17 protein-coding genes are annotated in these 20,460 nt (G+C 66.7%); 9 read left to right on the top strand and 8 right to left on the bottom strand.

Annotated features, from left to right (window positions below):
• Positions 1–21: 21 nt before the first annotated feature.
• Both HFK18_RS03370 and HFK18_RS03375 read left to right on the top strand, forming a co-directional pair.
• Positions 22–1,128 (top strand): catalase family peroxidase, encoded by a 1,107-nt coding sequence (locus HFK18_RS03370; protein WP_180164385.1) that lies wholly within the window; start codon positions 22–24, stop codon positions 1,126–1,128.
• Positions 1,125–1,661, top strand: coding sequence for a cytochrome b (locus tag HFK18_RS03375; RefSeq protein ID WP_180164387.1), 537 nt, complete (start codon positions 1,125–1,127; stop codon positions 1,659–1,661). The genes HFK18_RS03370 and HFK18_RS03375 overlap by 4 nt, the downstream gene beginning before the upstream one ends.
• Positions 1,662–2,189: 528 nt before the next feature.
• On the opposite strand, the gene HFK18_RS03380 is transcribed toward HFK18_RS03375, so the two are convergent.
• From HFK18_RS03380 to HFK18_RS03395, 4 genes are read right to left on the bottom strand one after another with little or no spacing between them, the layout of a single operon-like run.
• Positions 2,190–2,792, bottom strand: a complete 603-nt coding sequence (locus HFK18_RS03380; RefSeq protein ID WP_180164389.1) for a response regulator transcription factor — start codon at positions 2,790–2,792, stop codon at positions 2,190–2,192.
• Positions 2,789–4,003: a sensor histidine kinase gene (locus HFK18_RS03385; protein ID WP_180164391.1), complete on the bottom strand. Its 1,215-nt coding sequence runs from the start codon at positions 4,001–4,003 to the stop codon at positions 2,789–2,791. Before HFK18_RS03385 ends, HFK18_RS03380 begins: the two co-directional genes overlap by 4 nt.
• A 6-nt stretch (positions 4,004–4,009) precedes the next feature.
• Positions 4,010–4,789: an ABC transporter permease gene (locus HFK18_RS03390; protein WP_180164393.1), complete on the bottom strand. Its 780-nt coding sequence runs from the start codon at positions 4,787–4,789 to the stop codon at positions 4,010–4,012.
• A complete protein-coding gene (locus HFK18_RS03395) occupies positions 4,786–5,682 on the bottom strand; it encodes an ABC transporter ATP-binding protein (protein ID WP_180164395.1) in 897 nt (298 codons plus the stop codon). Before HFK18_RS03395 ends, HFK18_RS03390 begins: the two co-directional genes overlap by 4 nt.
• Before the next feature lie 202 nt (positions 5,683–5,884).
• Here HFK18_RS03395 and HFK18_RS03400 point away from each other — a divergent pair, with 202 nt between their 5' ends.
• From HFK18_RS03400 to HFK18_RS03420, 5 genes are all read left to right on the top strand, one after another.
• Positions 5,885–7,132 (top strand): efflux RND transporter periplasmic adaptor subunit, encoded by a 1,248-nt coding sequence (locus HFK18_RS03400; RefSeq protein ID WP_180164396.1) that lies wholly within the window; start codon positions 5,885–5,887, stop codon positions 7,130–7,132.
• A gap of 102 nt (positions 7,133–7,234) precedes the next feature.
• Positions 7,235–7,924 carry an ABC transporter ATP-binding protein gene (locus tag HFK18_RS03405; RefSeq protein ID WP_025878346.1) on the top strand — a complete coding sequence of 230 codons (690 nt, stop codon included), beginning with the start codon at positions 7,235–7,237 and terminating at the stop codon, positions 7,922–7,924.
• Between the two features lie 14 nt (positions 7,925–7,938).
• Complete coding sequence (locus HFK18_RS03410) at positions 7,939–9,096, top strand: FtsX-like permease family protein (protein WP_099819632.1); 1,158 nt, start codon at positions 7,939–7,941, stop codon at positions 9,094–9,096.
• Between the two features lie 13 nt (positions 9,097–9,109).
• Positions 9,110–10,426: an ABC transporter permease gene (locus tag HFK18_RS03415; protein WP_089241407.1), complete on the top strand. Its 1,317-nt coding sequence runs from the start codon at positions 9,110–9,112 to the stop codon at positions 10,424–10,426.
• Between the two features lie 472 nt (positions 10,427–10,898).
• Positions 10,899–13,757 (top strand): TonB-dependent receptor, encoded by a 2,859-nt coding sequence (locus HFK18_RS03420; RefSeq protein ID WP_180164398.1) that lies wholly within the window; start codon positions 10,899–10,901, stop codon positions 13,755–13,757.
• A gap of 154 nt (positions 13,758–13,911) precedes the next feature.
• On the opposite strand, the gene rarD is transcribed toward HFK18_RS03420, so the two are convergent.
• Positions 13,912–14,808, bottom strand: coding sequence for an EamA family transporter RarD (gene rarD / locus HFK18_RS03425; RefSeq protein WP_180164400.1), 897 nt, complete (start codon positions 14,806–14,808; stop codon positions 13,912–13,914).
• Positions 14,805–15,710, bottom strand: coding sequence for a drug/metabolite exporter YedA (gene yedA / locus HFK18_RS03430; protein WP_180164402.1), 906 nt, complete (start codon positions 15,708–15,710; stop codon positions 14,805–14,807). The genes rarD and yedA overlap by 4 nt, the downstream gene beginning before the upstream one ends.
• Positions 15,711–15,932: 222 nt before the next feature.
• On the opposite strand from yedA, the gene HFK18_RS03435 reads away from it, so the two are divergent.
• Both HFK18_RS03435 and HFK18_RS03440 read left to right on the top strand, forming a co-directional pair.
• Positions 15,933–17,267, top strand: a complete 1,335-nt coding sequence (locus HFK18_RS03435) for an MFS transporter (protein WP_099819627.1) — start codon at positions 15,933–15,935, stop codon at positions 17,265–17,267.
• A gap of 31 nt (positions 17,268–17,298) precedes the next feature.
• The gene (locus tag HFK18_RS03440) at positions 17,299–17,631 is read left to right on the top strand and encodes a hypothetical protein (RefSeq protein WP_180164843.1); all 333 of its coding nucleotides are present in this window, start codon (positions 17,299–17,301) and stop codon (positions 17,629–17,631) included.
• An 83-nt stretch (positions 17,632–17,714) separates the two neighbouring features.
• On the opposite strand, the gene HFK18_RS03445 is transcribed toward HFK18_RS03440, so the two are convergent.
• On the bottom strand, positions 17,715–19,367 hold the full coding sequence (locus tag HFK18_RS03445) for a M28 family metallopeptidase (protein ID WP_180164845.1): 1,653 nt from the start codon (positions 19,365–19,367) through the stop codon (positions 17,715–17,717).
• A 105-nt stretch (positions 19,368–19,472) separates the two neighbouring features.
• A complete protein-coding gene (locus HFK18_RS03450) occupies positions 19,473–20,405 on the bottom strand; it encodes an MBL fold metallo-hydrolase (RefSeq protein ID WP_099819625.1) in 933 nt (310 codons plus the stop codon).
• Positions 20,406–20,460: the final 55 nt, after the last annotated feature.

Genomic DNA, 20,460 nt, shown 5'->3' on the forward strand with positions numbered 1-20,460 from the left:
CGTGAAGGCAGGACTCCGACCATGTCGCTCTTCCGCTACACCCGTGCCGGCCAAGGGCCGCAGTCACCGCGCACGCATTCACCGCTGCCCTGGATCGCCCTGATCGCGCTGATCCTGGGCGTCGTCGCCCTCGCTTTTGCCTGGTTGGCCGGCTGGATCGGCCGCGACCGGCTGACCGCGCAGCGCTTCACCGACACCATCGAGGCCACCGGCCCTGCGCATCCCGGCTTCCGCCGCGCGCACAGCAAGGGCGTGTGCGTGAGTGGTTGGTTCGAACCCAGCGCGCAGGCACCCACGCTTTCCAGTGCGAGGGTGTTCTCGCAGGCGCGCGTGCCGGTGATGGGCCGCCTGTCGATCGGCGGCGGTGACCCCTACGGCGCCGACAACACCGCACGGGTGCGCAGCATCGCGGTGCAGATGGTCAGCGATGATGGCCAGGAATGGCGGATGGCGATGAACAGCTTTCCGTTCTTCGCCGTGCCCACCGCCGAAGCCTTCTACGAGCAGACCAGCGCGCAGATTCCGGACCCGGCCACCGGCAAGCCCGACCCGCAGAAGATGGCCGCCGTGCTGGCGAAATACCCCAGCGCGCAGGCGTTCCAGCAGTGGGCCAAGAGCGCACCGTGGACCAGCAGCTGGGCCAACACCACCTTCAACAGCGTCAACAGCTTCTGGTTCACCAACGCACAGGGGCAGAAGCGCGCGGTGCGCTGGCGCTGGCAGCCGCAGGCACCGGTGGTGGAAATGGATGCGGACGCACGCAAGCAGGCCGATGTCGATTTTCTCAGCCAGGAACTGCAGCAACGCCTGGCCACCGGCCCGGTGCGCTGGAACCTGGTGGTCAGCCTGGCTGCGCCCGGCGATGCCATCGATGACCCCTCGGTGCCGTGGCCGGAATCGCGCGATCAGGTGGTGGCCGGTGTGCTCAGCCTCGACCGCATGCAGTCGCAGGAAGAAGGCGCCTGCGGCCAGCTCAACTTCGATCCGCTGATCGTGCCCAGCGGCGTGCGCGGCAGCGATGACCCGATCCTGGCGGCGCGCTCGGCGGTGTATTCGCAGTCGTTCAACCGCCGCGAACGCGAGCGCGCCAGCGGCAACGTCGAGCAACCGAAGGAGGCTGCGCAATGAACACCGGCAACGGCCACTTCAACCTGCTCGCCCGGATGCTGCATTGGTCCATGGCGTTGATGATCATCGCGATGCTTTTCATCGGCGTGACCATGGTCGCCTCGCTGCACCTGCGCCCCCTGCTGATCGACCTGCACCGGCCGCTGGGCATCGCCATCCTGCTGCTGGTGGTGCTGCGCCTGTACAACCGCCTGCGCCATCGCCCACCGCCGCTGCCGGCAGATCTTCCGGCGTGGCAGGTGCTGGCGGCGAAGGCCTCGCACTGGATGCTGTACGCGTTGATGCTGGCGATGCCGCTGATCGGCTGGGCGATGCTGTCGGCCGGCGGCTACCCGATCGTGCTGGGCGGTAGCCTGCACCTGCCACCGATCGTGCCGCACACCCCGGCGCTGTATGCCGCGCTGCGCAATGCGCACAGCCTGCTGGCCTATGTGTTGTTCGCCACGGTACTGATGCACGTGGGTGCGGCGCTGTTCCACCTGTGGGTGCGCCGCGATGGCGTGTTCCAGGCGATGGCACGCGGGAAGGATTGAAAGGGTTCGCCGGGAGTTCCCGGCGGATCGTTTCCGCGACCGTGGGGGGTGTCACTTTCTTGCTCGTGCAAGAAAGTAACCAAAGAACACGCCGCCAAGTCGCGAGCCGGTGCTGCGCACCGGTACCCTGCGCTTCTCGGTGAATCAGGGGACGGCGCCGAACTCGCTGCGCTCAGACATCGGCGCCTCTACGCCCCTGATTCCCCTGCGATGCTCGGCTCGCTAGAAGGCGGACCCAACGTCAAACGCCACACCTGCACCCAGTAGGTCCACGCCGCGCGTGGATGCTTTTGTTGTTGATCTTGACCTTCCAGTCCGCCTTGAGCGAGCCGAGCACCGCAGGTCCGGCGAGGGCGAAGAGGCGCGGGTGTCTGAGCGCAGCGAGTTCCCGCGCCGTCCCTCGACGGACCGAGGAGCACAGGGCACCGGTGCGCAGCACCGGCTCGCGACCTGGCGGCGTGTTTCTTTGGTTACTTTCTTTGCACGAGCAAAGAAAGTGACACCCCTCCGCGGTCGCGGAAATGACCTCTACAACCACCCCTTCTGCCGCGCCAGCCGATACGCCTCGATCCTGTTGGCCACGCCCAGCTTGCCGATGCATTCGGACAGGTAATTGCGCACTGTGCCGTGCGACAGCCCCAGCTGCTCGGCGATCTCGCTGGCGGTACGGCCTTCGCCCGCCAGGCGCAGCACGCGGCGCTCGCGGTCGGTCAGCGGATCGGCCTGCGACCACGCATCCAGCGCCAACTGCGGGTCGATCGCGCGGATGCCCTGCTTCACCTTGCGCAGCGCCTCGGCCAGGTTCTCGGCCGGTGCATCCTTCAACAGATAGCCCAGCACGCCTGCTTCCAGCGCGCGGCGCAGGAAACCGGCGCGGGCGAAGGTGGTCACGATCACCACCTTGATCGGCAGTTCATGGCGGGCGATGCGCTGGGCCAGCTCCAGCCCGCTCAGCCCGGGCATTTCAATGTCGGTGACCAGGATGTCCGGCTGCAGCTGCTGCAGCATGCGCCAGGCGGCTTCGCCGTCGGCGGCACTGCCCAGTACCTCGATATCCGGTTCCAGGCTCAGCAGCGCCGACAATGCACCACGCACCATCGCCTGGTCCTCGGCCAGCAGGATGCGGATCATGCCGCGCCCCCCTGTGCCAGCGATGCCGGCGACAGCGGCATAGTCGCGGCCACCAAGGGTACGCGCACGGTCAGCAGCGTGCCTTCCCCGCGCGGCGACTGCAGCGTCAAATGGCCACCCAGCGCCGCTGCCCGCTCACGCATGCCACACAATCCATTGCCCTCGGCCTGCACGCCACCACGGCCGTCATCGCGTATCTGCATTGCCAACTGTCGGTCCTCAAGCATGAAATCCACCTGCACCCGGGTCGCCTGCGCGTGGCGCACGATGTTGGTCGCCGCCTCGCGCAGCACCAGTGCCAGCCCACGCTCTACCTCCACTGGCATCGGCGGCGGCGGCATGTACTGCAGGTGTACCTGTTGGCATTCCAGCAGCAGGCGAGCCGAGGCCAGTTCGCCGGCCAGGTCGCTGGCGCGGATGCCGGTGACCGCACTGCGTACCTGTGCCAGCGCCTCGCGCGCGATGTCCTCGGCCTCGCCGATTTCCTGCCGGGCACGCGCGTCATCGCGGTCGTACAGCTTGCGCGCCAGTTCCAGCTTCAGCGTGATCAATGACAGCGTATGCCCCAGCAGGTCATGCAGATCACGGCCGATGCGCTCGCGCTCGGCGGTGGTCGCCAGGCGCCGCACCTCATCCTGGGACAGCTGCAGGGCGACGTCGCGCTGATGGCTCAAGGCCTCCACGTTCACCACCAGCCCGACAATGAACGATACCGCCGGCATCCACACCATGGCCTGCCACGGATAACCGAAGTAGAGCGCGGTGCTGCAGAACAGCAGATTCAGGCCAGTGAGCTGCAACAGGTACACCCACCAACCGCCGCGGCTGCTCATGCGGATCATCACGCAGCCGAACACGAAGTAGCTCAGTCCCGACGGATACCACGGTAGCAGTACAAGGGCCATCGCAATCATGGCCAGCGCGTAGCGCCAGGCGTGGTGCCGTGGCGCCAGCATCACCTTGGCATAGAACAGCAGGAACAACGGATAGCTGGCCAGCGTCAGCAACAACCAGCGCAGCGTGAAGCCATTGCCGAGCACCGGGGTGAGGAAGATCCAGACCGACCACAGCAGATGGATCGCACCACTCCAGGGCGACTTGCCCCGCCGCAGCAGTTCGGCCACCGCCGAATCCGGTGCGGGGCGCAGCAGGGACGCAAGCCAGCTCGGTGGCACGGAAGATTCCAGGCGGGGACGATCGCTGCCGATCATGCCAGTTCAGCCGACCCGGCGCAGGCGGCGACGCGCCAGCAGCAGTGCGACCGCACTCACACCCAGCAACACCAGCAGATGGCCAACGGTGCCGCCACGTGCCGGCTGGCCAAGAATGGGCAGGGCCAGCTGCGCCAGGTGCCAGGTCGGCCACAGCGGCGCCATCGTCGAAAACACCGTCGGCAATGCCGACAACGGCAGCCACAGCCCCGACAACAGTGCCAGCGGCAGGTAGACCAGGTTGACGATGGCCGGTGCCGCGCTGGCGCCGACATGGCTGCCGATCAGCAGGCCGATCGACCCCAGCGGCAATGCCGCAAACGCCGCCACGACCAGCAGCTGCAGTACTTGCACCGCCTGCAGCTGCACGCCGCCGAAGAGGCACGCCACCGCCATCAGCATCGCGGCGATCAGCACCGCGAACAGCAGGGCCATTGCCAGCCGCGCCAGCAGCGGCGCTGCGGCAGGCAGCGGCAGTGCGCGCTTGAGGGTCAGCAGACCACCTTCGCGGTCCAGCGCCAGCTGCACGCCGAAGCCAAACAGCGAGGGCGCCATCGCGCCGAACACGCAATAAGTCGCCAGCAGATAGACCGGCGCGTGGCCACGGCCCAGCAGTACGCCGAACAACAGGTAGAACAGCACCGGGAACAACAACGAGGGCAGCACGAACGACGGCGAGCGCCAGGCGCGACGCAGCTCGGCCAGCAGTTCGGCGCGATACGGACGCAGGGCACGCCAGACCGAGGGCGCGGCACCGGCGGCGGTGGGACGGGTCAAGGTGTTCATGCGGCCTCCCGGGTCAGGTCGAGGAAGGCGTCGGCCAGTGCCGCGCCCTGTACTTCCAGTTCTCGCAGCTGCGCATCGGCGGCCAGCAGGCGCGCCACCACCGGCTCGGCCGGGCTGGCCAGCATCTGCAGATGTTCGCCATCGCGCTGCACCTGCTGGACGCCGGGCCAGTGCTGCACCTCATCGGCGGCCAGCGTGCTGCGGCAGCGGATGCGTCGCGGGCGGTCGGCCAGGCGCAGTTCGGACAGCGGCGCATCGGCCACTACCCTGCCCTGCTCCAGCACCACCACCCGTTGCGCCAGCGCCTCGGCTTCTTCCAGGTAGTGGGTGGTCAGCAGCACGCCGCAGCCTTCGGCCACCAGTTGCCGGATCGCCTGCCACATCGCCTGCCGCGCCTGGATGTCCAGGCCGGTGGTGGGCTCATCGAGGAACAGCACGCGCGGGCGGCCGCAGATGGCGATGGCGAACTGCACGCAGCGCTGCTGACCGCCGGACAGCTGGCCATAGCGACGCCGGGCAAGGTCCTGCAGGCCCACACGCTGCAGTACGTCGCCCAGCGGCAATGGATCGGGATAGCAGGCGCTGGCCTGCGCCACCAGTTCATCCACCTGCAGCATCGGCGGCAGGCTGGTGCTCTGCAGCATCACGCCGAGGCCGAGCCGATGATCGCGTTGCTGCGGATCACCGCCCAGCAGCTCGACCTGGCCGGCGTCGGCGCGACGCAGGCCCAACAACACGCTGATCGCGGTACTCTTGCCGGCACCGTTGCGGCCCAGCAGGGCCAGTACCTGGCCAGCGCGGACCTGCAGGTCGATGCCGTGCAGGGCGGTATGGTCGCGGTAACGCACCTGCACCTGCTGCAGGCGGGACAGCGACGGAGCGATCGGATCCATGGGCAGTACCGGTAGCGGGGACGTTGCCATCCTGTGCCGCCGTGGTCACATTTCGCAGTTGCCGCCGTCAATGACATCGGATGACAGCTGTCACTGCCATCACCGATGCACCTGCCTTCATGCTGTGCCGCACGCTCCACCGCCGGAACCGCCGCTGCCTGCCCTTCCGGTCATACCCGCCCGAACGCCTGTGATGGAACGAATGAACGCTTCTGCCGAGCTGTTGAAGGAACTCCGTATCGACCGCAAGTCGCCGCCGCCTGCCTCCAGTGGTGGCAGTGGTGGCCGCCGCTGGCTGTGGATCGCCGTGGTCGTGATCATCGTGTTGCTGGCCGGCGGTGCATTCGCGCTGTTCGGCCGCGCGCCCACCGTGGAAGTGGACACCGCGCCGGCCGTGGCCATCCAGCAGGGCAGCGCCAGCAGTTCGGTGCTCGATGCCAGCGGCTACGTCGTCGCCCGGCGCATGGCCACGGTGTCGGCCAAGATCACCGGCAAGGTGCGCGAGGTGATGATCGAAGAAGGCATGCGGGTGGAACAGGGGCAGGTCATGGCCACCCTGGACCCGATCGATGCCGACGCGCAGCGCAGCCTGTATGCCTCGCAGCTGCAGGCCGCACGCAGCCAGGTGGTCGGCCTGGAAGCCCAGCAGAAGCAGGCCGCCGCCGAGGCCAGCCGCCTGCAGGCACTGGTCGACCAGCAACTGGTCTCGCGTTCGCAGTACGACCAGGCCGTGGCCCAGCGTGACAGCCTGCGTGCGCAGCTGGAAACCGCACGGCGCAACGTCAAGGTGGCCAACGACCAGCTGTCCATCGCCGATCTCGGCGTGGACAACAACATCGTGCGCGCGCCGTTCTCCGGGGTGGTCACCGCCAAGGCCGCGCAGCCCGGCGAGATCGTCTCGCCGCTGTCGGCCGGTGGCGGTTTCACCCGTACTGGCATCGGCACCATCGTCGACATGGAATCGCTGGAGATCGAAGTCGAGGTCGGTGAAGCCTTCATCGGCCGCGTGCAGCCGAAGATGCCGGTGGAAGCCACGCTCAACGCCTATCCGGACTGGAAGATCCCGGCCGAGGTGATCGCCATCATTCCCACCGCTGATCGCGGCAAGGCCACGGTGAAGGTGCGGGTGGCGCTGAAAGTGAAAGACCCGCGCATCGTGCCGGAGATGGGCGTGCGGGTCAGCTTCCTGGAACAGGCGCAGCCGCAGGCGGCCAGCAAACCGCAGGGCGTTCGCGTGCCGGGCGGAGCGGTGGTCCAGCGCGAGGGCGCCTCGGTGGCTTTCGTGCTGAACGACGAGAACCGCGTGCAGCAGCGCATGGTCGAGGCCGGCCAGGCGATGGGCAAGGACCGCCAGATCCTCAAGGGCGTGAGCGCAGGTGAATCGGTGGTGGTCAACCCGCCGGACACCCTGCGCGATGGCGCCAAGGTGCAACAGAAACAAGCGCAGTAACGGCCTGGCGCCCACGGGCGCCGCCGGCAGCACCGCTCGACGCACGCCTGCGGCCTCCGCCGGTGCGCTTCCCCGTTTCCCGCCTTCCGTGGAGAACCACCCATGTCGACCCTGGTTTCACTGCGCAACATCACCAAGACCTACCAGCGTGGCCCCGAAAAGGTGCAGGTGCTGCACGGCATCGACCTGGATATCGCCAGCGGCGACTTCGTCGCGCTGATGGGCCCTTCCGGTTCCGGCAAGACCACCCTGCTCAACCTGATCGGTGGCCTGGACAACCCCACGGGCGGCGAGATCAGCATCGAAGGCGAGCGCATCGACCAGATGAGCGGCGGCCAGCTGTCGACGTGGCGCAGCCATCACGTCGGCTTCGTGTTCCAGTTCTACAACCTGATGCCGATGCTGACCGCGCAGAAGAACGTGGAACTGCCATTGCTGCTGACCCATCTCAGCGCGGCGCAGCGCAAGCGCAATGCCGAGATCGCGCTGACCCTGGTCGGCCTGGCCGACCGCCGCAGCCATCGCCCCAACGAACTGTCCGGCGGCCAGCAGCAGCGCGTGGCGATTGCCCGCGCGATCGTCTCCGACCCGACCTTCCTGATCTGCGACGAACCGACCGGCGATCTCGACCGCCAGTCCGCCGAAGAGATCCTGGGCCTGCTGCAGCAGCTCAACCGCGAACACGGCAAGACCATCATCATGGTCACCCATGACCCGAAGGCCGCCGAGTACGCTACCCACACGGTGCACCTGGACAAGGGCGAGCTGGCCGACGCCCCGCTGGCCCACTGACGGAGGCCACAGCGATGAAATACTTCTCGTTGGTGTGGGCGCAGCTGTTCCGCAGCCGCACCCGCACCCTGTTGACCCTGCTGTCGGTGGTGGCCGCGTTCCTGCTGTTCGGCATGCTCGATTCGGTACGCGTGGCGTTCTCTTCCGGTGGCAGTGTGGAAGGCGCCAACCGGCTGGTGACAGCCTCGCGCCTGTCGATCACCCAGTCGCTGCCGATCCGCCTGGAAGCGCAGATCCGCCAGGTCAGCGGCGTGCGCGATGTCACCTACGGCATGTGGTTCGGCGGCATCTACCAGGACCCGAAGAACTTCTTCCCCAACTTCTCGGTGGCGCCGAACTACTTCGATGTCTACCGCGAGCTGCAGATCGACCCGGCGCAGCTGCAGGACTGGCAGCAGACCCGCACCGGCGCGATCGTCGGCGAGACGCTGGCCAAGCAGTTCGGCTGGAAGGTCGGCGACACCATCCCGCTGCAGGCCACCATCTTCCCGCGCGGCGGCAGCAACGACTGGCCGCTGGAACTGAAGGGCATCTACCGCTCGAAGGATCGCGCGCTGGCGGCCAACGAAGAACGCCAGTTGATGATGAACTGGAAGTACTTCGATGAATCCAACGACTACATCAAGAACCAGGTGAGCTGGTACACGGTGACGCTGGACAACCCGGATCAGTCTTCGCGGGTGGCACAGGCCATCGATGCGATCTCGGCCAACTCCGACCACGAAACCAAGACCCAGACCGAGTCGGCGTTCCAGCAGGCGTTCGTCAAGCAGTTCGCCGACATCGGCATGATCGTCACCTCGATCATGGGTGCGGTGTTCTTCACCCTGCTGCTGTTGACCGGCAACACCATGGCGCAGGCGGTGCGCGAGCGTATCCCGGAACTGGCGACGCTGAAGACGCTGGGCTTCAAGGACAGCACCGTGCTGACCCTGGTGATGGTCGAATCGGTGCTGCTGATCGGCCTCGGTGGACTGCTCGGCATGGGCCTGGCGGCATTGATCCTGCCGGCCATCAGCCCGAAGAGCATGGGCATGCTGCCGCCGCACGTACCGACGCCGACCTGGCTGGTGGGCATCGTCCTGATCGTGGTGATCGGCATCGTGGTCGGGCTGCTGCCCGCACTGCGTGCCAAGCGCCTGAAGATCGTCGACGCGCTCGCCGGCCGCTGAAGAGGACACCGACATGAACAAGCTCAAGAAGTGGCTGGGAAACGCGGTGACCGTGCTGTTGCTGGCCGTCGGCCTGGCCGTGTGGATCGGCCTGCCGTGGATCGGCGTGCTGGCCATCGCGGTGCTGGTGGGGTTGTGGCTGGCGCTCACCCGCAGTGGACGGCTGGCGCTGGCCGCCACCCGCATCGGCATTGCCAGCCTGCCGCAGCGCTGGGGTGCGTCCTCGGTGATCGTGGTCGGCATCGCCGGCGTGGTCGGCGTGCTGGTGGCGATGCTGGCGATGGGCGAAGGCTTCCAGGCCACGCTCAACAACACCGGCGATGACACCACCGCGATCGTGCTGCGCGGCGGTTCGCAGGCCGAGACCAACTCGGTCATCACCCGCGAACAGGTCCCTACGCTGTCCACGCTGCCCGGCATCACCCGCGATGCGCAGGGGCGACCGCTGCTGTCGCCGGAGCTGTCGCAGGTGGTCAACCTGGTGTCCAAGGCCGATGGTACCGACGTCAACGCGCAATTCCGCGGCGTCGGCCCGCAGGCGTGGGCCGTGCATGACAAGGTCAAGATCGTCGAAGGCCGCCGGTTCGCTGCCGGCCTGCGCGAAATCGTGGTCGGCCAAGGTGCCAAAAGCCAGTTCCGCGACATGGACGTTGGCAAGACGCTCACTCTGGGCAACCAGACCTGGACGGTGGTCGGCGTGTTCGCTACCGGCGATGCGCATGACTCGGAACTGTGGACCGACGCCGATACGCTGGCCACCACCTACCAGCGCAGTGCCTGGCAGTCGATCAGCGTGCGCACCGACGGCAAGGCCGGCTTCGAGCAGTTCAAGGCTGCCGTCGCCGCCGATCCGCGTCTGAAGCTGGACGTGGAAACCACGCGTGTCTACTACAGCAAGCAGGGTGGCGGGTTGACCAAACTGATCGACATCCTCGGCAAGGTGATCGGCACCATCATGGCAGTAGGCGCCGTGTTCGGCGCGCTCAACACCATGTATGCCGCCGTGGCTACGCGCGCGCGCGAGATCGCCACGATGCGTGCGATCGGCTTCCGCGGCCTGCCGGTGGTGACTGCGGTGATGCTGGAAACCATGCTTTTGGCGCTGCTGGGTGGCCTGCTGGGGTGTGCGGTGGCGTGGTTGTTGTTCAACGGCTACAGCGTGTCCACCATCGGCAGCAATTTCAGCGCGGTGGTGTTCAAGTTCCATGTTTCGCCGGAACTGCTGTGGAGCGGGTTGAAGTGGGCGCTGGGCATCGGCCTGGTGGGGGGATTGTTCCCGGCGCTGCGTGCGGCACGATTGCCGATCACCACGGCGCTGCGCGAGACCTGAGCACCAGGCATTGATGGAATGAGCGTTGCGCAGGGGACGGAGCGAAGGCTCCGTCCCTTTTTTTGGTTGCGCGCCATCCACGCGTGGCGTGGATCTACTGTGGGCTATCCACGCATGGCGTGGATCTACTGTGCGGCCATCCACGCATGGCGTGGATCTGCCGATGTGGCGCGTGCGGGATCCAGTAGATCCACGCCATGCGTGGATGGATGCATGCGCACTCGCATCGCTACAGATTGCGCAAACACCGCCGCTATCGATGCCTCTGCCCATCGCAGACACAACGCGCGTGACGTTGCGCACAGTGCACCTGTGGATTGTTGGTTGCGATTCATTTTCGCGGCGTTACAGCGCGCGCGGACAAACAGTTACCAATGAAAACACTCTAGAATCCGGCCCCCACGTTGGTTTGCAGCACCCCACGCGTCCATAGAACGGACGCATGTTTTTTCTGAAACACGAGATTTCACGGATGTCCCTGAAGACCACCCCGCTGCGCAACGCGATCGTCATCGCGCTGGCCGCCAGCTGCACCACGCCCGCCTTCGCACAGGAAGCCGGCGATACCCCCACCAACCTCGACCGCATCGAGATCACCGGCTCGCGCATCCGCCAGGCCAGTGTCGAGACCGCGCAGCCGGTGGTGGCACTCAACCGCGCCGACATCGAGAAGAAGGGCTACGTCAACGTTGCCGACATCCTGCAGGACGTCACTGCAGCCGGCGCACCGAGCCTGAGCCGTTCGTCCTCGCTTAGCTCTTCGCGCGATTTCGGCGGCATGTATGTCAGCCTGCGCAACCTCGGCCCGGAACGCAGCCTGGTGCTGATCGACGGCCGCCGCATGGGCGTCAGCGCCGGCGGTTACTCCGACCTGGCCTCGATTCCGTCCGCCATCGTCGAGCGCGTGGAAGTGCTGACCGACGGCGCTTCGGCACTGTACGGCTCGGACGCCATCGCCGGCGTGGTCAACATCATCACCCGCAAGAACTTCGATGGTGGCGAAGCCAGCGTCTATGTCGGCCAGTACGGTGAAGGCGACGGCCAGAAGCGCTCCTACAGCGCAACCTTCGGCAAGACCTTCGACCGCGGCTGGTTCAGCGTCGGTGCCGAGCGCACCAAGGAAGACGAAATCCTCGGCGATGCGCGCGAGTTCAGCCGTTACCCGGGTGGCCCGCGCCATGCCGACGACGTCGACGCGCTGAGCCCGACCACCCAGTGGGGCACCGTTACCGTCGGTGGCAAGCCGCTGACCGTTGGCCCGGGCGGCGACCCGAGCAGCGCTGGCAACTTCCACACGCCGAACCCGGCCGACGGCGCCAACGCCAAGACCAACATGAGCCTGCTGAGCGGCCTGGAGCGCACCTCGGTGTTCGCCAACGGCGGCTTCTCGATCACCGACAACCTGCGCATCGTCGCCGACGCGCTGTACAGCAAGCGCGAGTCGACCAAGCACCTGGCCGGCTACCCGTACTCGGTCTCGGCTGCGCAGTCGCGCAACGGCACGCGCGCTGCGCTGTCCAAGGACAGCACCTTCAACAAGTGGGGCCAGGACGTGCTGTTCTCGCACCGCACCGAAGAGCTGCCGCGCGGTACCGAGAACACGCTGGAAACCAAGCGTGCCAGCCTCGGCCTGGAAGGCAGCTTCGAAACCGGTTCGCGTTACTGGGACTGGAACGTCAGCTACATGTACAACCGCAATGAAGGCGAGCGCGTCGGCACCGGCAGCATGTACCAGCCGCACGTCAACCTGGCCGTCGGCCCGTCCTTCATGGACGGCGACGTTGCCCGCTGCGGTACGCCGGGTGCGGTGATCGCCGGCTGCGTGCCGTGGAATCCGGCTGCGCCGATGGGCTACACCGGCCCGGGCTCGCTGGGCAACCAGGACGTGCAGGACTACCTGTTCACCCGCTTCGTCGACAAGATGCGCAGCACCACCAAGGTCGCCAGCGCCAACATCTCCGGCTCGCTGTTCACCCTGCCGGCCGGTGACATCATGGGCGCGATGGGCTTCGAGCACCGCAGCGAAGAAGCCAGCTACACCCCGGACCTGATGGTGCAGAAGGGCCAGATCGCCGGTACCACCGGCCAGCCGACGCGTGGCGACTACTCGCTCAACGAGGTCTACCTGGAAATGCAGGTGCCGCTGCTGGCCGACATGGCCTTCGCCCGTGAGCTGTCGCTGGACCTGGCCGGTCGCTACACCGACTACAACACCTTCGGTTCGACCACCAACAGCAAGTTCGGCCTGAAGTGGAAGCCGATCGACAGCCTGCTGGTGCGTGCGACCTACGGCACCGGCTTCCGTGCCCCCACCGTGGACGATCTCTACGGCGGCGCAGTGTCCAGCCGCGATTCGTTCACCGATCCGTGCGATACGAAGTTCGGCATCGCCGCCAGCAGCCCGACCGTGGCAGCACGCTGCCAGGCGCTGAACGTGCCGGCCAACTTCCGTCAGCAGACCGGTTCGGACGGCAACCTTGCCAACCGCCCGGGCCAGCAGGCCACCTCCGATTTCAACTCTGGTTCCAACGCGGAACTGAAGCCGGAAACCGCCAAGACCTGGACCGTCGGCCTGGTCTACAGCCCGGACTTCGTGCAGGGCCTGGATGTCAGCCTGGACTGGTGGAAGATCCGCATCGACAACGCCATCGTCGGCGAGTCGGCCACCGACATCCTCAACCAGTGCTACGTGCAGGGTGTGGATTCGGCGTGCGGCCGCTTCACCCGTTCCACCGCTGCGGCCACCCGTGGCCAGGTCTCGGCGCTGGATCGCTCGCTGGTCAACGCCGGCTACCGCGAAACCGCCGGCTATGACATCGGTGTGCGTTACCGCCTGCCGGAAACCGCGTACGGCAAGTTCGCCATCAACTGGAACACCACCTACACCGACTACCTGGAGCGGCGCAACGACAGCGCCGCCACCACCCCGGTGGAGCAGCGCGTGGGTTGGGCCGGTGACTTCCGCGTGCGTTCGACCTTCAACCTGGATTGGCAGTACGGCAACCTGGGCATCGGCTGGACCGCCCGTTACTACTCGGGCATGAAGGAAGCCTGCTCGTACGATCTGGGCGGTGGCCCGGACTGCAACATGGCCGACTTCTCCTCGCCGTATACCGATGCACAGCCGAGCCGCAAGGTGGGTTCCAACACCTTCCACGACCTGCAGGTGCGTTACAGCCTGCCGTGGGATGGCACCGTGTCACTGGGCCTGAACAACGTGTTCGACCACCAGGGTCCGATCATGTACAGCCAGCCGAACAGCAGCTTCACCTACTACGGTGGCTTCGATATCGGTCGTTTCATGTACATGAAGTACCAGCAGCGCTTCTAAGCCTGCAACCGCGTTCCCGCCCCGGCCAACTCTCTCCTGGCCGTGGATGGAAGCAGAACGGCGCCCCTCGGGGCGCCGTTCTTTTTTGCAGGGTCGGATCCCATCGCTCCGCGAAGGGCTCTGACCCCATGGGTTCGCCGGGCATGGCCCGGCGCTACCGCTTCGCGCGCATCGCACGCACGTTGTCTGCGACGAACAGGATCAACCCGGCCCAGATCGCCGCAAAACCAATCGCCTTGCCGGTGTCGAAGGCCTCGTGGAAGAAGAACACGCCCAGCAGCAGCTGCAGGCTCGGAGCGATGTACTGCAGGATGCCGACCAGCGACAGCGGAATGCGCTTCACCCCGTAGGCGAAACCGATCAGCGGCACCGCCGTGACCACGCCACCGAAGATCAACAACAGATCGTTGCCCCAGCCCCAGCCACCGAAGAAGCCGCCGCCATGGCCGTTCTCGGCCCACAGCGCAAAGCCCAGCGCCGGCAGGAACAGATACAGGCTTTCCACCCCCAGCCCCGCCACCGGGTCGACCGACACCAGCTTGCGCAGCAGCCCATACAAGCCGAACGAGCAGGCCAGGCCCAGCGCGATCCACGGCGGCGTACCCGCATCGATGGTCAACCAGGCCACGCCCACCGCAGCGATGGCCACGGCCAGCCACTGCACGCGGCGCAGGCGCTCTTTCAGCACCAGCACGCCCAGCAGCACGTTCACCAGCGGGTTGATGAAGTAACCCAGGCTGGTCTCGATCACGTGACCGGCGTTGACCGCCCAGATGTACAGGCCCCAGTTGAAGGCGATGGTCAGGCTCGATACCGCCAGGATCGGCAGCGCGCGCGGTTGCGCGGCGATCTTCTTCCACCAGCCCAGCCGCGAGGCGATCAGCAGCCAGGCCACCACCAGCACCGTGCTCCAGATGATGCGGTGGGCGATGATCTGGAACGACGGCACCTCGTTCAGCAGATGCCAGTAGACCGGCACCAGCCCCCACAGCACGAAGGTGGACGCGGTGACCAGCAGGCCCCGGCGTTGTTCTTTCTCGTCCATGCTCATCGCTTGCGTGTCCTTGCCATCGTCAGTACCACCACACCCAGAAGTATCACCGCCATCGCCAGGAAGTCGCGCCAGCCGAAACGTTCGCCGTTCAACGCCGCACCCAGCAGGACGGCAATCACCGGATTGACGTAGGCATAGCTGCCGGCCAGCGCCGGGCGTACGTTCTGCAGCAGCCAGACGTAGGCGGTGAACGCCACGATCGAACCGAACACGCACAGGTAGGCCATCGCCAGCAGGCCACCGGTATCGGGCAGGGTGGTGGGGCGCTCGCCGACGACCAGGCCGATCAGCACCAGCAGCACGCCCCCGCAGATCATCTGCCCGGCGGCCGTCATGAACGGGCCCGGCAGGTCCTGCCCGCGTGCCCACACCGAGCCGAACGCCCAGCCGACCGGTGCGATCAGCAGCAGCACCAGCCCGGTCGGCGAGGCAGTCAGGCTGCTGCCCGCGTTGAGCCAGACCACGCCGACGAAGCCGACGGCGATGCCCAGCCATTCACCCTTGCTGGCGTGCTGGCCGCGCAGGGCCGAGAACAACGCCATCCACAGCGGTACCGAGGCCACCGCCGTGGCGGCCAGGCCGGATGACACCTCGCGCTCGGCCAGCACGACCATGCCGTTGCCCAGCACCAGCATGGTCACGCCCATGACGGCCAGGTTGCGCCACTGCCGCAGGCTCGGCTTCGGCATCTTCCAGAACAGGCGCAGTGCCAGGTACATCACGCCGCCGGCAATGATGAACCGGCTGCCGGAAACCATCGTCAGCGGCAGCGCGCCGCCGTGCAGGGCCTTGGCGATACCCAGGTAGGTCGAGCCCCAGACCACGTAGACCAGCAGCAATGCCAGCACGACAAGGCCGCCCCGTGGGGCAGCCGCAGACGGAACGGGGGGAGCCGACATGACACACCAGGGAGCTGGGGGAACCCGGATTTTAGGACGTTTTGGTTATGGTCCGGCAGCCCGTGTAGTGGCACGCTGTCATCCATCCATGTCCCGCCCGCCCTTCCGGCACCCGGCGTTGACGTGGGATGCAGTACTCAGGAGGCTGGCCGGCAGCGCACTGCGCGCCCCTGGCACCGATCTTTCCCGCATGGACGCACCGCATCGAGGATTTCCACCCAGATGAGCACCACGTCCCAACCCGCCGTACCCGCCAGCGATGGCGCCGCCCTGCGGCGTTCCATCTCCAACACCCTCAAAGGCTCCGCCGGCAACCTGGTGGAGTGGTACGACGTCTACGTGTACTCGGTATTCGCCGTGTACTTCGAGTCGCAGTTCTTCTCGCCTGAAGACAAGAACTCCACCATGTACGTGTGGGCGATCTTCGCCGCGACCTTCCTGATGCGCCCGATCGGCGCATGGTTCTTCGGCCGTTTCGCCGACCGTCATGGCCGTCGCCTGGCGTTGACCGTGTCGGTCACGCTGATGGCCTTCTGCTCGTTCATCATCGCCATCACCCCCACCGCTGCCAGCATCGGCATCTGGGCGGCGATCATCCTGCTGTTCGCACGTCTGCTGCAGGGCTTCGCCACCGGTGGCGAGTACGGTGCCAGTGCCACGTACATGTCCGAGGCCGCCATCCCCGGCCGCCGCGGCTTCCTGTCCTCGTTCCACTACGTCACCCTGGTGGGCGGCCACGTGCTGGCCCAGCTGACCCTGTTCGTGATGCTGACGTTCTGGGCCAAGCCGGAAATCTCCGAGTGGGGCTGGCGCATTGCCTTCGGCATCGGTGGCATCGCCGCCGTGGTGGTGTTCTGGCTGCGCCGTGGCATGGACGAGTCGCTGTCGGAATCCTCCATCGAAGCCGCGCGCGAGGGCAAGGACAAGAAGTCCGGCTCGATGTACGAACTGTTCGTGCACCAGTGGCGTCCGCTGCTGCTGTGCTTCCTGATCACCGCCGGTGGCACCATCGCCTTCTACACCTACTCGGTGAACGGCCCGAAGATGATCCAGAGTGCGTTCGCCGGCAACGATCCGATGACCGGCACGCTGATCAACCTGGGTGTGCTGGCCTTCCTGATGGTGTTGCAGCCGGTGGGCGGCTGGCTGTCTGACATCATCGGCCGCAAGAGCCTGCTGGTGTTCTTCGGCGTGGGCGGCGTGCTGTACAGCTGGTACCTGATCACCCAGCTGCCGCACCAGCACGATGCCACCCTCGCCTTCCTCACCCTGGCACTGGGCTTTGTCATCCTCACCGGCTACACCTCCATCAATGCCGTGGTGAAGGCAGAGCTGTTCCCCACCCACATCCGTGCACTGGGCGTGGGCTTCGGCTATGCATTGGCCAACTCGCTGTTCGGCGGTACCGCGCCGCTGCTGTACCAGGGCGCATTGAAGACCGGCCACGTGGACTGGTTCGCCATCTACGTCACCGCGACGATCGCGGTATCGTTGGTGGTCTATGTGTTCTTCCTCACCAACAAGGGCCCCAACTGGCTCGACGGCACCCGCAAGTAAGCGCGCCGTAGTGATCGCGGCCACCGGTGCAATGCCGGTGGCCGTCGCTTCTCCTGCCACGCCGCTGGTGTGGCTCGCACTGGGTCTGGGCGCAGCCACGCTGCTGGCATGGCTGATCCGCCGGCCCGGCGCCCGGGCGAGTTGGCCACGTATCGGCTTCGGCATGGCCCTGCTGGCGTTCTGCGCTGCACTGGTGCTGCAGCTGGCAGCGGATCTGGGCAGCGGTGCCAGCTCACTGCATCTGCGTCTGAGCCGGGGTAGCAACCCGGCTCCGGTGGCCGGCCTGCGCACGATGGTGGCCTGCTATCTGGCCGCGCTTGTGGTTGCCGGCTGGGGCGCCTGGAAGCTGCTGCGGAAGACGTGATAATGCCGGCCGCTGGCCGGCAACTGCACATTCCTTCGGAAGGTTCTTGAGGTTGCCGGCCGGCGGCCGGCATTGCCGTGCGCTTACCGGCGGGCGGCTTCGCTCTTCTCACGGGCGCCGTGGAATTCCGATTCCTTCTCCCACTGCGGCCAGCGACGGCTGTTGGCCAGCTCCGCGCCCAGGTCGTAGACCAGCAGGGTATCGGCTGCGTGACCGGCCGGATCCCAGCTCGGCGTCCACGCATCGCAGGCCTGGTGATAGCAATCGGCAAAGTACTTCTCGCGCAGCGCGCGGCCAGCCTCGACACCGCCGTCCAGCTTGTCCAGGCCCGGGCCGATGGTGATCGCCGGCACGCCCAGGCGGGCGAAGGCGAAGTGGTCGGCACGGTAGAAGAAGCCGGCTTCCAGATTCGGGTCCGGGCTGTAGCTGCGGCCACGGGCCTTGGCCACGCGTTCCAGGTCGCCTTCCAGCGACACCCGGCCCTTGCCCCACGACGCGATGTCACGGGTGGCACCATCCGGGCTGAACATCTCGATGTTCAGTACCGCAGCGGTCTTGTCCAGCGGCGCCAGCGGGTGCGCGGCGTAGTAGCTGGCGCCCAGCAGGCCCTTCTCTTCGGCGGTCAGCGCGACGAAGTACAGGCTGCGCTGCGGCTGCGGGCCGGCGGCGAACACCCGGCCCAGTTCCAGCACGGTGGCCACGCCGGTGGCGTTGTCGATCGCACCGCGGCGGATGCGGTCGCCCTTGGCGTCGGCCTGGCCGATGCCGAAGGCATCCCAGTGCGCCGAGAAGATCACCGCCTCATCGGCGTGCTCGCCGCCGGGCAGCTTGGCCACCACGTTGCGGGTCACCACCTGCTCGCGCTTGAGCGCGAAATCGACGCTCAGCTTGGCGTTGTCCAGCGCAACCGGACGGAAGTCCGCGCTCATCGCCTTGCGCTTCTCGGCATCGAAATCCAGGCCGGCGTCGGCGAAGATCGCCTCGGCCAGCTCGCGCTGCATCCAGCCACGCAGCGGCGTGTGCTGGGTCATCGCTTCGGCCTGGCCGCGCTCGATATCGAACAGCGGCGAGGTGCCCGAACTCTTCACCGTGGCCCAGCCATAGGCGGCCGGTGCGGTCTCATGCACGATCAGCACGCCTTCGGCACCACGGCGCGCGGCTTCCTCGAACTTGTAGGTCCAGCGGCCGTAGTAGGTCACCGCCTTGCCATCGAACGCACCCGGCGCATCGGCCTCGAAATCGGCGTCGTTGATCAGCATCACGGCGATCTTGCCGTGCAGGTCCACGTCCTTGTAGTCGTTCCAATGGCGCTCGGGCGCGTCGATGCCGTAGCCGACGAACACCAGCGGCGCATCCTTGATCTGCACGCGCTTGCGCGGCTGCAGGCTCTGCAGGGTCACGTCCACGCCATTGGCCAGCGCACGCTTGCCGCCCTTCAGCGCGAGACTGGCCTTGGCCGGGCCATCCAGCTGCGCGCGCACCAGCGGCACCGGCTGCACCCAGCTGCCGTCCACGCCACCCGGCTGCAGGCCGTAGCTGCGGAACTGCTCGATCAGGTACTGCACGGTGCGTTCTTCGCCTTCGGTGGCCGGCGCACGGCCTTCGAATTCGTCCGATGCCAGCACGCGCACATGACGCGACAGCGCCTGCGGATCGATGCCGCCGCCGGGCAGGTCATTGGCCGCATGGGCCAGGCCACCGACGAACAGGCAGGACGACAGCAGCAACACGCGCATCGGGTTCACGGCAGTACCACGGCTAGCTTGGAAGTCACCAGAGTGTAACGTGGTCGTGACATCGCGGCGCAGCCTGGGCGCGCGTCATTCACGCGTGGCGTGGATCTACCGCGACGCGCGGTCCAGCCAGCAGGCCAAGCCTTGCGCGTTGAGTTCGATATCCATCGCCAGCACCTCGGTTACCGCAGCCTGGTCCAGTGCGCAGCCATGCTGCTGTGCACGCTCCAGGTACAACGCCTGCAGCGCGGCCAGCAGGCAGCGATGACGGTCGGGACGGCCGTCGCACTGTCGGCCGATTGCCGCCATCGCATCGATCTGTTCGAACAGATCCTCGGCCAGCTTTTCGACCTGTTCGACACGACCATAGTGGGTCAGGTACATCGCCTGTGGTGCGTAGCCGAGCATGCGTTGGATCGACGCCTTCATCGCGTCCGGATCGAACTGCACCGGCGATGAGGTGGGGAAGATGAAAGCGCCCTGCGCACTGTCCAGCTCGCGGTAGGAGATACCGAAGGTATCGCCGGTGAACCAGCTGCGGCTGCGCGCATCCCATACGCAGTAGTGGTGCAGCGCATGGCCCGGGGTATGCAGCAGCACCAGCTCGCGGCCTGCCAGGTCGATGCGCTGGCCGTCGTCAGCCACCACCACGCGCTGCTCGGGAATCGCCTCGATGCGGCCATAGCTGCGCGCGATTTCCTCGGCGCCATAGACGGCGGTGGCGCCGGCGATCAGCCGGGTCGGATCGATCATGTGTGGCGCGCCGCGCGGGTGCAGCACCGCACGCGCATTCGGCAGCTGCTGCATCAGCAGGCCAGCGCCGCCGGCATGATCCAGATGCACGTGGGTCAGCAGCAGCCAGTCCACCGCCTCCACGCCCAGCCCGTTGTCGGTCAAGGCCTGCAGCATCGCCGGCACCGACAGGCCGGTACCGCAGTCGACGAACGCGGCACGGCCGTTTTCGATGATCAGGTAGGCGGCATCGAAATCAGGCCGTTGGAAACCGGTATCGATGGTGTGGATGCTGGGATCGGCGGTCATCGACGCGCACCTGGCAGGATCGGGAACAGAGGCCCATGGTAGGCGCGCCGGCATG

The organism is Stenotrophomonas sp. SbOxS2 (assembly GCF_013416715.1).
GTDB lineage: Bacteria > Pseudomonadota > Gammaproteobacteria > Xanthomonadales > Xanthomonadaceae > Stenotrophomonas > Stenotrophomonas lactitubi.

Coding starts and splice junctions, on each gene's coding strand:
- HFK18_RS03440 (WP_180164843.1), top strand. CDS start 17,299: ATGCCGGTGGCCGTCGCTTCTCCTGCCACGCCGCTGGTGTGGCTCGCA.
- HFK18_RS03370 (WP_180164385.1), top strand. CDS start 22: ATGTCGCTCTTCCGCTACACCCGTGCCGGCCAAGGGCCGCAGTCACCG.
- HFK18_RS03390 (WP_180164393.1), bottom strand. CDS start 4,789: ATGAACACCTTGACCCGTCCCACCGCCGCCGGTGCCGCGCCCTCGGTC.
- HFK18_RS03415 (WP_089241407.1), top strand. CDS start 9,110: ATGAACAAGCTCAAGAAGTGGCTGGGAAACGCGGTGACCGTGCTGTTG.
- HFK18_RS03400 (WP_180164396.1), top strand. CDS start 5,885: ATGAACGCTTCTGCCGAGCTGTTGAAGGAACTCCGTATCGACCGCAAG.
- HFK18_RS03395 (WP_180164395.1), bottom strand. CDS start 5,682: ATGGATCCGATCGCTCCGTCGCTGTCCCGCCTGCAGCAGGTGCAGGTG.
- HFK18_RS03445 (WP_180164845.1), bottom strand. CDS start 19,367: ATGCGCGTGTTGCTGCTGTCGTCCTGCCTGTTCGTCGGTGGCCTGGCC.
- rarD (WP_180164400.1), bottom strand. CDS start 14,808: ATGAGCATGGACGAGAAAGAACAACGCCGGGGCCTGCTGGTCACCGCG.
- HFK18_RS03375 (WP_180164387.1), top strand. CDS start 1,125: ATGAACACCGGCAACGGCCACTTCAACCTGCTCGCCCGGATGCTGCAT.
- HFK18_RS03435 (WP_099819627.1), top strand. CDS start 15,933: ATGAGCACCACGTCCCAACCCGCCGTACCCGCCAGCGATGGCGCCGCC.
- HFK18_RS03405 (WP_025878346.1), top strand. CDS start 7,235: ATGTCGACCCTGGTTTCACTGCGCAACATCACCAAGACCTACCAGCGT.
- HFK18_RS03450 (WP_099819625.1), bottom strand. CDS start 20,405: ATGACCGCCGATCCCAGCATCCACACCATCGATACCGGTTTCCAACGG.
- HFK18_RS03385 (WP_180164391.1), bottom strand. CDS start 4,003: ATGATCGGCAGCGATCGTCCCCGCCTGGAATCTTCCGTGCCACCGAGC.
- HFK18_RS03420 (WP_180164398.1), top strand. CDS start 10,899: ATGTCCCTGAAGACCACCCCGCTGCGCAACGCGATCGTCATCGCGCTG.
- HFK18_RS03410 (WP_099819632.1), top strand. CDS start 7,939: ATGAAATACTTCTCGTTGGTGTGGGCGCAGCTGTTCCGCAGCCGCACC.
- yedA (WP_180164402.1), bottom strand. CDS start 15,710: ATGTCGGCTCCCCCCGTTCCGTCTGCGGCTGCCCCACGGGGCGGCCTT.
- HFK18_RS03380 (WP_180164389.1), bottom strand. CDS start 2,792: ATGATCCGCATCCTGCTGGCCGAGGACCAGGCGATGGTGCGTGGTGCA.